Source organism: Saccharopolyspora sp. NPDC000359 (assembly GCF_040300525.1).
In the GTDB taxonomy this organism is placed as follows: domain Bacteria; phylum Actinomycetota; class Actinomycetes; order Mycobacteriales; family Pseudonocardiaceae; genus Saccharopolyspora.
This window is the reverse complement of the sequence record NZ_JBEPDU010000030.1, coordinates 17,871-30,481: the sequence shown is the minus strand read 5'-3', so window position 1 is coordinate 30,481 and position 12,611 is coordinate 17,871. Positions and strand designations below refer to the sequence as shown.

Genomic DNA, 12,611 nt, shown 5'->3' with positions numbered 1-12,611 from the left:
CGCTCCATCTCGCGCGCCATGCTGCCCAGCCAGCGAACCAGACCTGCCATCGGGGCATCCTCCACTACTCCGAGAGGGTTAATCGACGACTCGTCGCCAGTTGTCAAATCCGGCACCCGACAACCGACGTGAACCGGACCGGAAACGGCCGTCTCACCCGCCATGTCGTTGCAGGTAGTCCCGGTGTTTCACGCAATTCGTAACGTATCGATAACGAAGATCGGAACAGCTCTCCTTCACCCGAAAAGGTGAAGCAAACAGGGCTGTCCGGACCCTGCGTCATCACCCCGGATGCGTCCCCACGGTGTCCCGGAGGTCCTGAGCCACCGCCACATCCGACCGGCGCGCGCAATGCGCGCAGCAGAAAAACCGGCCGCTGGCCTCCACCCCGTGCCCCAGGATCCGACACCCGCAGTGCTCGCACACCGGCGCCAACCGCTGCGCGGCGCACTCGAAGCTGTCGAAGGTGTGCACCCCACCACCCGTGGTGTGCACCTCGAAGCTCATCCAGTAGTCGTTGCCGCAGACTTCGCAGGTCGCCATCACGTCGCCCTTCCCGTGCCAACCAGGCCCGACCCCCGCAGCATGCGAGCCCCCCACCCACTCGGCAACCGCGCCCGACCGCGAGGCGGTGCCACCCACCCCGACGGTGTGCCACCATGATCAGCATCACACCCGCGAGCCCTCCGGGAGCAGCCATGCACGACGACCGCCACATCGTCGAACAACGCCTCGACCGCGTCCTGGCCGAACGACTGCGCCCCGCCCAGCACCGCGACGCCACCCCCTGCGACATCGCCGTCTGGCACGTGCCCGGCGAACCCGTCGACGTCACCGAAGCCCTGCGCGCCGACTACACCCCCACCAGCACCGGCCAACCCTGGGGACCGGCGTGGGGCACCAGCTGGTTCCGCATCACCGCCACCGTCCCCGAGCACTGGGACGGCCGCACCGCCGAAGTCCTCATCGACCTCGGCTTCGACGACGACCGCCCCGGCTTCCAGTGCGAAGGCCTCGCCCACACCCCCGACGGCACCCCCATCAAAGGCCTGCACCCCCGCAACACCCACCTACCGCTGGGCCGCAACAGCGCCGGCAAAACCCGCACCTTCTACGTCGAAGCCGCCGCCAACCCCATCATCCTGGGCCCCCACGGCTTCCAACCCACCGACCTCGGCGAACGCCCCACCGAACCCGGACCCCCGCTGTACGTGCTGCGCCGCGCCGACCTGGCCCTCCTCGACGAAGAGGTCCACGAACTGGTGCACGACACCGACGTGCTCAACCAGCTGATGCGGGAACTGCCCACCGACTCACCCCGCCGCCACCAGATCCTGCGCGCCCTGGAACGCATGCTCGACCGCCTCGACCTGCACCACATCTCCGCCACCGCACCCGCCGCCCGCGCCGAACTCGCCGACGTGCTGGCCACCCCCGCCCACCCCAGCGCCCACACCCTCTCCGCCGTCGGCCACGCCCACATCGACTCCGCCTGGCTGTGGCCACTGCGCGAAACCGTCCGCAAGGTCGCCCGCACCGTCGCCAACGTCACCACCCTGATGGCCACCCACCCCGACTTCCACTTCGCCATGTCCCAAGCCCAACAACTGGCCTGGCTCAAGCAACACCACCCGCAGCTCTACGACCGCGTCCGCACCTTCGTCCACACCGGGCAGTTCGTACCGGTCGGCGGCATGTGGGTCGAATCCGACACCAACATGCCCGGCGGCGAGGCCCTGGCCCGCCAACTCATCCACGGCAAGCGCTTCTACCTCGACGAATTCGGCATCGACACCCAGGAGGTCTGGCTACCGGACTCCTTCGGCTACTCCGCCGCGCTCCCGCAGCTCATCGCCGCCTCCGGATCCCGCTGGTTCCTCACCCAGAAAATCTCCTGGAACCAGACCAACCGCTTCCCCCACCACACCTTCTGGTGGGAAGGCATCGACGGCACCCGCATCTTCACCCACTTCCCACCCGCCGACACCTACAACGCCGAGATCACCGGCGCCGAACTCGCCCACGCCCAGCGCAACTTCGCCGAACACGGCCACGCCACCCGCTCCCTGCTGCCCTTCGGACACGGCGACGGCGGGGGAGGACCCACCCGCGACATGCTCGCCCGCGCCGCCCGCACCGCCAACCTGGAAGGCTCCCCACGCGTCAGCCTGGACACCCCCGCCGAGTTCTTCACCGCCGCCGAAGCCGACCACACCGGCCCCGCAGTCTGGTCCGGCGAGCTCTACCTGGAATTCCACCGCGGCACCTACACCTCCCAGGCCAAGACCAAGCAGGGCAACCGCCGCAGCGAACACCTCCTGCGCGAAGCCGAACTCTGGTGCGCCACCGCCACCATCGCCACCGGCCGCGACTACCCCCACGACGACCTGGACCGGCTGTGGAAGCAAGTCCTGCTGCACCAGTTCCACGACATCCTGCCCGGCTCCTCCATCGCCTGGGTCCACCGCGAAGCCCAGCAGACCTACCAGCGGGTCGCCGCCGAACTCGACACCATCACCACCCAAGCCCAACAAGCCCTCGCCGGCCCACCCGCGCACCCCATCACCTTCAACGCCGCACCCCACACCCGCCACGGCGTACCCGCCCTCGGCGCGGCCACCGGCGAGCACACCACCCCACCCACCCCAACCCGCCACCCCGACGGCACCACCACCCTCGACAACGGACTGCTGCGCGTCACCATCGACCAACACGGCCTGCTGACCTCGGTCTACGACCACGCCGCCGAACGCGAAGCCCTCGCCGCGCCCGGCAACCTGCTGCAGCTGCACCCCGACCACCCCAACGCCTGGGACGCCTGGGACCTCGACAACTTCTACCGCCACCAGGTCCACGACCTCACCGACGTCGAGGAGATCACCACCGACGAGCACACCGTCCACATCCGCCGCAGCTTCGGCGACTCCACCCTCACCCAGCACATCAGCCTGCCCGCCCACACCCGCCGCGTCGACATCACCACCGACATCGACTGGCACGAGACCGAAAAGATCCTCAAAGCCGCCTTCCCCCTGGACATCCACGCCGACCGCTCCGCCGCCGAAACCCAGTTCGGCCACGTCATGCGCCCCACCCACACCAACACCTCCTGGGACGCCGCCAAGTTCGAGATCTGCGCCCACCGCTACCTGCACGTCGGCGAACCCGGCTACGGCCACGCCCTGCTCAACGACTCCACCTACGGCCACGACGTCACCCGCGACACCCGACCCGACGGCACCACCACCACCGTCCGGCTCTCCCTGCTGCGCGCACCCCGCTTCCCCGACCCGCACACCGACCACGGCCACCACCGCCTGCGCTACGCCCTGCTGGCCGGAGCCGACATCAGCGACGCCGTCCGCGAGGGCTACCAGCTCAACCTGCCCGAACGCACCACCCTCGGCTCCCGCACCGTCGCACCCCTGATCACCGTCGACAACGACGCCGTCATCGTCGAAGCCGTCAAACTCGCCGACGACCGCAGCGGCGACCTCGTGGTCCGCCTGTACGAGTCCCGCGGCGGCCGCGCCCACACCCGCCTGACCATCTCCTTCCCAGCCACCGCCGTCACCCGCACCGACCTGCTCGAACGGCCCCTCGCCGAACCCGAGGCCCCCACCGACGCCCTCGACATCCGGCTGCGCCCCTTCGAAATCCGCACCCTGCGCTTCACCCGCACCACCTGAGCAGACCCACCACCGCCCGGTGCTGGCCCTGTGCTCCCGAAGCTCCGGTGAGCCGAGCCCGGAACCACACGACTAGGGGAGTGGCGGGTAACCAGACCGGCGCGACACGGTCGGGTTCTGCCGTCGGAGCTGCGGGCCGCACGGCAGGAGCTGCTGGCGGTGTGGTGCTGGGTGCGCGGCAGACCGAGATCACCAACACGCTGGTGCAGCTGCCACACCCCGCGACCTGCCGCGTGATCCAGGTGTGGAGGGCGGACAGGGGGCCGCCGAGCTGGATGAGGCGTCCGCCCTCGCGCAGCGTTCCGAGGTCGACGGGGGCGAAACCGAACTCGGAGACCACGTCACTCACGGTGTCCTCGGCGTCGGCGCCGTCCCCGGCGAGGCACAGCACCTGCCGCCCCGCCTCATGGCGGGGATCGGGTGCGATGAACTGCACGTAGAGGGCGTTGAACGCCTTGACCACACGTGCGCCGGGAAGCAGGGAGGCCACGTACTCGCTCCCGGTGAGGCCGCCCAGGTCGGCGGTCTCCGGAGTCGGGGCAGGGGAGGCGAACTGGTTGGTGGCGTCGAAGACAACGGTTCCGTCCAGGCGGGGAGCCCGGCGATGACGTCCGGGGCCTGCGGCCAGTTGACCGCGCACGACGAGGTCTTCTCCTCATCGGGCGCCCCCGTCCGGAGTCGGCCATCGGCGGTGTGGCGAGCAGGACGGCTCCACTCTTGGCCGGGCGGCGCGCGTGCCGACCACCGCCCTGAAGTCCACGAGATCGTAGCTGGCCGCGACTTCAAGCAGCTCCGGCGTGCTCTGCGCCAGGTCCTGGGCGAAGGCGACGTCCTGGGCCCTCTCCCTGGCGCTGCCGCTCATCTAGCGCAGTATCGACATGCCCTGCACCGTCAGTGCCCGCTCCATGAGAGAGCGCCTCCAACGACGAACCGCCCACCGCACGCCTCGGACGGCGGCTGCCCCTCCGCCTCCCTCTTCACCGACGCCGGACGGCACAGCGAAACCGTCCAGAACGCCTACGCAGCCGGCGCAGAGGGCTACCTCACCGCCTTCGCCGAGGAGTTCGCCCGCGAACACCAAGGGGAGATCACCCCACAAAAGGCGCGGAAGCGCGCGGTGCTGCTGCTCAGCCGACTCGTAGGGGCGATGGCCCCCGCCCGCGCAGTGAGCCACGTCCAGCCCGAACTGTCCGACGAGATCCAGCAGACCTGCCGCACCCACGCCCTCGACTGACCACCTCGCGGCTCGCCGCAGCTCCGGAAGAACTGGCCGGTGCTCAGGAGTGCTCCACCCTGCACCACCGCAAGGGGTGGAACCGCGACGAAGACCCCTCCCGCAAGCCGGGTCAGGCCAGCAACCGCAACCAGGTCGCCCGGTCCACCACACCACTGACCGGCAACCCCACCGAAGCCTGGAACTCCCGCACCGCCACCACCATCCGATCAGCGAAACGAGCACCACTCGGCACGTACCGGCCAGCCGAGACCAACAACGCCTGCGCAGCCCGCACCGCATCACCCGACGAACCCGCGCCCAGCACCGGCACCACACCATCCCAACCACGACCACCGAACAACCCCGGCTCCGGCACCCGCGTCGCCGAGCACGACCTGCCCACGGCCCCCAGCTCACCAGCCACCCGGCCAGCCACCTGCTGCGTGGCACCGGCGAACACCCCGTCCACCGGCACCGACTCACCCCGGGCACGCAACAACAACTGCAACGCCGTCACCCGCGGACCCGCCACGCCCGGCCTCAACAACGGCCACACCGCAGGCTGCACCACCGCCCTGCCCACGGCCGCACCCACCTCCTCCCGCAACTCCGGTAACCGCGCGTAGAGCACATCACCCGGGCACTCGGTGGCCATGAAATCCCGGTGCCCGTAGATCTCACCCGGCTCGATCCCGTACTGGGACACCATGTACGAGCACAACTCCACCAGCGAATCCCACAACGCCCCCGGCACCGACGCCTCGGTGTAGGTGCCCTCGTTCTCGATGCCCAACGACACCGAGTTCTGCTCCCCGGCGTGCGCACCCAGCACGTGCTGATCACCCGACTCCAGCACCGACAAACTCTTGTGCCGCCCCTCCAGCAACCAGCCACCCCGGGAGTTGGTGAAGTTCTGCCCGGTGTCGATCCAGCCGTTGGAATCCATGTGGTAGTCCTGGATCTGCCGCGCCAGCGACACCGCGTGCTCCTGCGAGGTGTCCTCGCTGTTGGGCGTCGCGGTGTGGTGCACCACGATCTTCACCGGCCGCTGGTCGAGCACCTGCACCGGAGAACTCGGCTCCCGCGCACCCCACTCCGAGGTCGAGGCGATCTCCGGCGCCGCGCGCCGCGACGACGCCCACACCGGAACCCCCGTGACCCCCACGGCCGTGGCCGCCAGCCCACCGGCCAGCAACACCCGACGCGCCACCTGAACACCGCGCAACACCATGCCGAACTCCCGCAAATCCGACGATCAGATCAGCGCCGACCCTAGGAACCCGACCCCGGACACGGGAATTCTTGGCGACAACCCGCCACCAACCCGACAACAAATCACCACCGGGCGATCACCGTCATCACCACGCCGCCACCACGTCCCTGCCCATGACCGACCACCACCGCGGACACCAGGGGAGCGACAGATGGACCGGTTCGCCCAGTTCCTGCGCCGCCAGCTGGACATCGACCTCGAACTGCTGCGCCAAGCCAGGCAGGACGCCGAAACCGGCACCCACCACCCCTGCCTGATCACCCCCATCCGCGGCTTCCGCGAATGCGAACTCAAAACCCGCCTGCTCACCGCCCACCACCACTGCGGTACCGGCCACGGCCCCTGCGACGAGCTGGGAGAGAGCTACCCACCCGAAGACGAACGCGGCTGCCCCACCCGCGCCCTGCTCGGCCTGCCCTACGCCGACCGCCCCGGCTACGCCCCCCGCTGGCGCCCCTGACGGGCCAGGGGAGCCAGCTCCCCACGCCCACCGGCAACAACGCGCCGACCGCGGCACGAACCGGTGCCAGCTCCACCGAATCAGACGCCACCCGCCACTGGGCGTGCGACCGTGTACTCGCAACCGGCGCCCGCGCGATCGTCCCCGGCCACCGCCCGACCCCGACAGCATCCACGCCGGGCGCGAAACCAGACCAACACCGGCCCACGTCCGCGCCGCACCTTCCACTCCTCCGCTCGGCCAGCGCCATCATGCTCGTGCTCGGCGCAGGCCACCTGGCCCTCATCGCGCTCATGAGCTCGCCCCAGCTCACCGCCTGGCTGTGGCAGGGGCTGTGGGCCGCCGTCCCGCTCATCGACACCGGCACCGACCCCACCGGCGAGAACCTGGTCGCCTTCTGTCGGGCCTGGGCAGCTTCGCCGTCCCCCTGGCCCTGCTGGCCTGCCTGGTCTGGCACCTCGCCGAACGCGGAACACCGGTGCCCGCAGGAATCGGCTGGGGCCTGGCGGTGTGGTGCGCCGTCGCGGGCACCATCCTCGTCCCGTCCCCGTACTACGCCGGAACCATCGCCGGAGTCCTCATCGTCCTGGCCGCGCGGACGAGGACCCCGGACCTCGCGACGGGCCAGGGCAGGGGAGCAGAGGTTTGAGGGTTTCGCCGTTGCAGCACGGAAACGCGGCGAACAAGCCTCAATAGGATCTTCAACGATACTGTTGAACGGCGTGAACCAGGCTGATGAGCACACCGAACTGAGCACGACCGAGCTGCGCGACGTTGCTGCCTACGCCGTGAGCTGCGCGGAACCGGCCATGGCGATCTTCGAGTCCGCCCGCCCCGACGACCACCGGCCACGGGAAGCCATCGAGGCCGCGCGAGCATTCGCCACAGGCGCCAAGCGGAGCAAGCTGATCCGCGACACCGCGTGGGCAGCACACCGGGCATACCAGGAAACCCGCGACGCAGGACAGCTCGCTGCGAGCGAAGCCGCTCGCGCCGCCGTCGCCGCAGCCAGTGCCGCGTACCTGCACCCACTGGCCAAGGCGACGCAGGTCCTGCACATCCTCGGCCCAGCCGCCCACGCGGCCCGCGCCTACGAACTCCACGCCGACGACGCCCCGGCCATCGCACGCGAGCACCTCGAGAAGGCGCGAAACCTGGCCAGCCCCACCGTGGTCAGCGTCCTGACCCGCTACCCACCGGCCCCAGGTGGACGTGGCCGCGCCGGAGAGCTGGTGCGCATCCTGGACACGGCACTCCGGCAGGCGACAACCCTCCGTTGACGCGCCTACCAGGCGGGCTCCACACGCGAGGGGAGAGGCAGCAGCCACCTGTCCCTGCGAACCAGGAAGAGGAGCGGGCCATGACTCCTGGGCGAGTGCAAGGGGAGCCGCGAACTCGGGTACGCCAGACATGCCACCCAGCGCGACCGCGAATCACGTTGGGGTCAGCGCAGAACGAGGACAGCACGTGACACCGAACCGGTTTCGGTTTCTCCATTTGATGGATAATGTTGATTATCCATCAAATGGAGAAGTGGCGCCGAGTCGGAGGAGGGCGCCACCCTTGGGGGATCGAGGGATGCCCTGCTCGTCTCAGGCCGCGTTGCCTGCTGCGCACATCACGTCCGTTTGGCGTGCGCAGCGTTCGCATGCTTGCCGGTGGGTAATCAGCCGACGCAGACGCGTACCGCGCAAGAACCACGCCGTCGAGGCCGACCCAGCCAGGCATCATCGGAGCGACCTCACGGTTTGTGGATCATGAAGCGTCGGTCGACATCCACCAACACCACTGATGAGCGTCCCATTCCATCACCCTGGTTTTGTCACAGTGACGTTAATAGTTGGTGGGACCGGGTTCGGCAGAGCGTATCCGGCTCGACCAACCAGGGGTCGCGCCGCCGCGGTCCGCCACCAATCGAGATTCGACCGGACCGCGCACCGCACTGACGCGACACGGCGGCCGCACGTCTGGCCCGGCGAGCGCCAGCCGCCCGCAACATCGAACGCTCGCCGGCGACAGCCGCGCCAGATGTGCGGGCGCACGTCGACACGGCACGCGTAGCACTTATCAAGGGCTCGCAGCGGGCCCCTTCGGCCTCATGAACGCAGGTCAAAGTAACGCCGATAATGTACATTATGTTAAGTAACTGGGCTGAGCAGTCGTCCAGCCCCTCCTCCGCGTCCCGATGACCGTCGTAGGTCCGGTGCGCTCCCTGGCGCGGCGTTGGCCAAGCCGCCCGTTGCTGGCGACTCCCCACTCGGCTGCCTGCCTGCGGGCCGTGCGGGAGCGGCATGCTGAGCGCTGCTCGCATGACCGCCGCTCGACAAGCCTCGTCGTGTCAGCACGGATCCACACGCTGCGGTTCAGTGAAGATCGATTCGCGGTGCCACTCCCCTCACCAGCTCACCAACGGGACTGGAGCTGGATGGTCGAAAAAGCCGCTGGCCTCCTGGCTGCCTGGTCGCGAGACTGCCGAGATGGCCTTGCACGAGGACGAGATCCCGGTCGACCAGGGTCTGGTCCGATCGCTGTTGGAGGCGCAGTGCCCGGAGTGGGCCGACCTGCCGTTGGCGCCCGCCGGTGCGGGCACGGACAACACCTTGCACAGACTGGGCCGAGATCTGCTGGTGCGGCTCCCACGGACCGCCGACAAGGCCCAGTCCGTGCGCAAGGAGCAGGAATGGCTTCCGCGGTTGGCGCCCCTGCTCCCCTGCGCGGTTCCCGAGGTCGTCCACGTCGGGACACCCACCGATGCCTTCCCGCTCGCCTGGTCCGTCTTCCGCTGGATCGACGGTGCCGAAGCGGGTCCCGACACCGTCCAGGACTGGGCTGCTTTCGGCACGGACCTGGCGGTGATCGTGCAGGAGCTGCACAGCATCGACCTCACGGGAGCGGCTCACGCCACAGGGCTCAGCTGGTACCGCGGTGGCAGCCTGCGGCCGTGCGACCCGTGGATCAGCCGATGCCTGGATGACTGCCGGGACTTGGTGGGTTCCGATCTCGACATTGATGCTCTGGAGCAGTTGTGGCGCGCCGCGCTCACCCTGCCCGAGCCCACCGGGCCCAAGGTCTGGCTCCACGGAGACCTCAAGCCGACCAACCTCCTGGTCCGGGATGGCAAGCTCCACGCGGTCATCGACTTTGGCGGTCTGTCCACTGGTCTGCCCGACGCCGAGCACGCCGCGGTCTGGGACCTGCCTCCACGAGCACGCCGGGCCTACTGGAACACTGCGGAACTCGACGAGGTGCCCTGGGCCCGCGCCCGAGCCTGGGCGGTCGCCGTGGGCGTCAGCGGGATCGCCTACTACTGGCACACCTTCCCCGCTTTCGTCGCGGAGTGCCGAGCACGCCTCGAAGCGATCCTCACCGACTTCGCCGCACGCGCGGACTAGGAACCCCGTCCACCCCTGGTGAAGCGGGCAGGGCGAGCGGGGGTTCAGGGGGTCGTGAGTGCGTAACAGTGTTCGAACACTGTTACGCACTCACGACCGGTGGCGTGGGGCGCTGGGCTCGGGCTGTGAACGCCGCTCCCCTGGCCGACTCCTCCTCGGTGGTCACGGCCGATCCTCGGTGGCGGCGTAGACGCCCAGGCCCGGGGCTACTCGCAGGGCCGAGCTGGAGGAGAGCAGTACCACCGAGGCGCCGGATGGCAGCAGTGGCAACGCTTTCTGGACGGTGAAGATCGTGCCCTTGAAATTGATCGAGGTGGTGCGCTCGTACTCCTCCTCGGTGATCGCGCCGAGTCAGTTGTCCTATGAGACTCTCCCGTTGTCGTAACTGATTTTGTTACATCGGCGGGTGTGAACTTGTTCTCTCGATCGAAGAAAGTCGACGATCCGGGGTCAGGAGGCTTTCAGGACGTCCCGGAGCACGTCCTCCAGCGTGGTCTTGGCCAGCTCCCTGCGCATGGCGGCCTCGACCTCGTCGTACACGGCGGCCATCGCCGGTCCGATGCCGTGGCCCACGACGCACCCGGGATCCGGTGTCGCGCGGTGCAGGGCGAAGACCGGCCCCGGCTCGATCGCCTGGTAGACGTCGAGCAGGGTGATCGCTGCCAGGTCCCGCGCGAGCATCCAGCCCGCCCCCGCCCCTCGCTGCGAATCGGCCAGGCCGGCCTTGCGCAGCTCGGCCAGCAGGCGGCGGATCACCACCGGGTTGGTGTTGACGCTCCCCGCGATCTGCTCGGAGGTGGCGACCTTGTGGCCGCGCCGCTGGTGCAGCCCGATCCACGTGAGGGCGTGCGCCGCGATGGTCAGCCTGCTGTTGGCACTCACGTCGTACTCCGCCTCCCTCGCTCTGGTCGTAACATTATTTGTTACAGCGACATTCGGCAAGCCCCGCGGGGCAGCTCTCGGTCGTCCAGGTGGTGCTGCGAGCGCAGCCGTAGTGACTAGATGTAGAGTTGAGGTCACTACGACCGAAGGGGAGGTTCCGTGCCCCGTTCGACCATTCCCGATCGTGCGAACGTGATCCTGGATCAGACGCGGGCGATCGTCCTGGAGAAGGGCTACCAGCGCACCACCATCGCCGAGATCGCCCACCGCGCCGGAGTCGGCAAAGGGGCGGTCTATCTGGACTTCCCGTCCAAGGAGGCGTTGCTGGACGCGCTGCTCGTGCGCTCCGCGCGGTCGCTGACGCAGGCAGTGCGCGACCGGGTCGACAGCAGTGCGCAGCCGGTGTCGCTGTCGGCGGTATACCGGTTCGGGCTGGAGGCGCTGCTGGGAGATGAGCTCATGCTCGCCTGCTACCTCGCCGATGACGGTGCGCTGGGCGGTTACCTGCGGGAGAAGGGGCCGCAGCGGTACCGGCCGCGGATGGAGTGGCTGGCCGACTACGTCGCCGAGCTGAGCCGGGCGGGGCTGCTGCGCGCTGATCTGGATCCGGCTGCGGCCTCGTTGGTGATGTCGGTGTTTGCCGTGGGCCTGGCGAACACCTCGGCGACGGTGGGGGCCTTGAGCGGTGAGCAGTTGGGCCAGGCGGTGGAGTTGATGGCCGAGTTGGTCGCCACCGGATGGGAGGTGGGTGGTGCCGGTGATCCGGTGGCCGCGCATCGGGCTCACTCGCGGTTGCTGGACCTGCTCGCTGAGCAGATCGGAGAAGCATGACTTTCGCCGAACACCAGGATCTCGACCTGGCGCAGGGGCCGTTGCGGGTGTACCAGGCGGGGCCGGTGGGTGCGCCGTGCGTGGTGCTGCTGCACGGGGCGATGCTGGACACCGCAAAGCTGACCTGGCGGCACCTGATGCCGGTGCTGGCCCGGGATCGGCGCGTGGTGGCGGTCGACCTGCCGCGACACGGTGGGTCTCGGCCGTGGTCGGGGCTGGTGGACCAGGCGCGGATGGAACGGGTCGTCGAGGAGTTGCTGGATCATCTCGGCGTTCCCCGGGCCGTGCTGGTGGGGTTGTCGATGGGTGGTGGGATCGGCATCGGGTACGCCCTTGCGCGTCCGGAGCGGGTCGCCGGGCTGGTGGCGATCAACCCGGGCGGGCTGGACGACAAGCGGCCGATGCAGTTGCTGACGTGGTTGTCGTTGCAGTGCTCTCCTCTGCTGCGCTGGTCGGCGCGGTGGGTGGCCTCGCCGTCGATTCTGCGGCGGTCGATGATCCGGACGTTCTCCCAGGGCGAGGGCACGCGCGACTTCGAGGCGCTGATGGAGTTGAGCGAGGCCGAGGCTCAGCGTCAGGCCGAGCACGGTGAACGCGTGCTGGACGACTGGCAGATCGTTGCCTACGGGCCGCGGCGGATGCGGCTCAACCACATCCCGGAGCTGCCCCGGCTGCGGGTTCCGTCGTTGTGGGTGCACGGGCGGGAGGACACGTTGGTGAGCGGGGCGGTGATGCGGCAGGCCGTGGAGTCGGCTCCGGGTGCGGTGCTGGCCGAGATCGGTGGTGCCGGGCACCTGGCGCCGCTGGACCGGCCCGATGCGGTCGCCGAGGCGATCGTGTCGTTCCTGGACGGGCTGGACTGAGGTCA

At 69.2% G+C, this 12,611-nt stretch carries 12 protein-coding genes; 7 read left to right on the top strand and 5 right to left on the bottom strand.

Going from position 1 to position 12,611, the window contains the following annotated elements:
* Nucleotides 1-282 precede the first annotated feature (282 nt).
* Nucleotides 283-543: a metallothionein gene (locus ABT324_RS19805; protein WP_351179286.1), complete on the bottom strand. Its 261-nt coding sequence runs from the start codon at nt 541-543 to the stop codon at nt 283-285.
* Nucleotides 544-698: 155 nt separating this feature from the next.
* Here ABT324_RS19805 and ABT324_RS19800 point away from each other — a divergent pair, with 155 nt between their 5' ends.
* A complete protein-coding gene (locus ABT324_RS19800) occupies nt 699-3,689 on the top strand; it encodes an alpha-mannosidase (protein ID WP_351179283.1) in 2,991 nt (996 codons plus the stop codon).
* Here ABT324_RS19800 and ABT324_RS19795 read toward each other — a convergent pair.
* Nucleotides 3,673-4,329 carry an NADPH-dependent F420 reductase gene (locus tag ABT324_RS19795; protein ID WP_351179280.1) on the bottom strand — a complete coding sequence of 219 codons (657 nt, stop codon included), beginning with the start codon at nt 4,327-4,329 and terminating at the stop codon, nt 3,673-3,675. The genes ABT324_RS19800 and ABT324_RS19795 overlap by 17 nt on opposite strands.
* Nucleotides 4,330-5,035: 706 nt before the next feature.
* Nucleotides 5,036-6,136 carry a peptidoglycan recognition protein family protein gene (locus tag ABT324_RS19790; protein WP_351179277.1) on the bottom strand — a complete coding sequence of 367 codons (1,101 nt, stop codon included), beginning with the start codon at nt 6,134-6,136 and terminating at the stop codon, nt 5,036-5,038.
* Nucleotides 6,137-6,329: 193 nt separating this feature from the next.
* Here ABT324_RS19790 and ABT324_RS19785 point away from each other — a divergent pair, with 193 nt between their 5' ends.
* The 4 genes from ABT324_RS19785 (at nt 6,330) to ABT324_RS19770 (ending at nt 10,030) form a co-directional block, all read left to right on the top strand.
* Nucleotides 6,330-6,638, top strand: a complete 309-nt coding sequence (locus ABT324_RS19785) for a DUF6221 family protein (RefSeq protein WP_351179274.1) — start codon at nt 6,330-6,332, stop codon at nt 6,636-6,638.
* A 478-nt stretch (nt 6,639-7,116) separates the two neighbouring features.
* Nucleotides 7,117-7,287 (top strand): hypothetical protein, encoded by a 171-nt coding sequence (locus ABT324_RS19780; protein ID WP_351179271.1) that lies wholly within the window; start codon nt 7,117-7,119, stop codon nt 7,285-7,287.
* Between the two features lie 73 nt (nt 7,288-7,360).
* The gene (locus ABT324_RS19775; protein ID WP_502949768.1) at nt 7,361-7,918 is read left to right on the top strand and encodes a putative immunity protein; all 558 of its coding nucleotides are present in this window, start codon (nt 7,361-7,363) and stop codon (nt 7,916-7,918) included.
* A 1,197-nt stretch (nt 7,919-9,115) separates the two neighbouring features.
* Nucleotides 9,116-10,030 carry an aminoglycoside phosphotransferase family protein gene (locus ABT324_RS19770; protein WP_351179265.1) on the top strand — a complete coding sequence of 305 codons (915 nt, stop codon included), beginning with the start codon at nt 9,116-9,118 and terminating at the stop codon, nt 10,028-10,030.
* Between the two features lie 162 nt (nt 10,031-10,192).
* Here the strand turns inward: ABT324_RS19770 and ABT324_RS19765 are convergent, their stop codons facing one another.
* Entirely contained in the window at nt 10,193-10,372 is a 180-nt protein-coding gene (locus ABT324_RS19765) for an SDR family oxidoreductase (RefSeq protein ID WP_351179443.1), read from the bottom strand.
* 108 nt (nt 10,373-10,480) lie between these two features.
* A complete protein-coding gene (locus ABT324_RS19760) occupies nt 10,481-10,912 on the bottom strand; it encodes an Rrf2 family transcriptional regulator (RefSeq protein ID WP_351179262.1) in 432 nt (143 codons plus the stop codon).
* A 192-nt stretch (nt 10,913-11,104) separates the two neighbouring features.
* Here ABT324_RS19760 and ABT324_RS19755 point away from each other — a divergent pair, with 192 nt between their 5' ends.
* Both ABT324_RS19755 and ABT324_RS19750 read left to right on the top strand, forming a co-directional pair.
* Complete coding sequence (locus tag ABT324_RS19755) at nt 11,105-11,743, top strand: TetR/AcrR family transcriptional regulator (protein WP_351179259.1); 639 nt, start codon at nt 11,105-11,107, stop codon at nt 11,741-11,743.
* Nucleotides 11,740-12,606, top strand: coding sequence for an alpha/beta fold hydrolase (locus tag ABT324_RS19750; protein ID WP_351179257.1), 867 nt, complete (start codon nt 11,740-11,742; stop codon nt 12,604-12,606). Before ABT324_RS19755 ends, ABT324_RS19750 begins: the two co-directional genes overlap by 4 nt.
* The last annotated feature ends 5 nt before the right edge of the window (nt 12,607-12,611 follow it).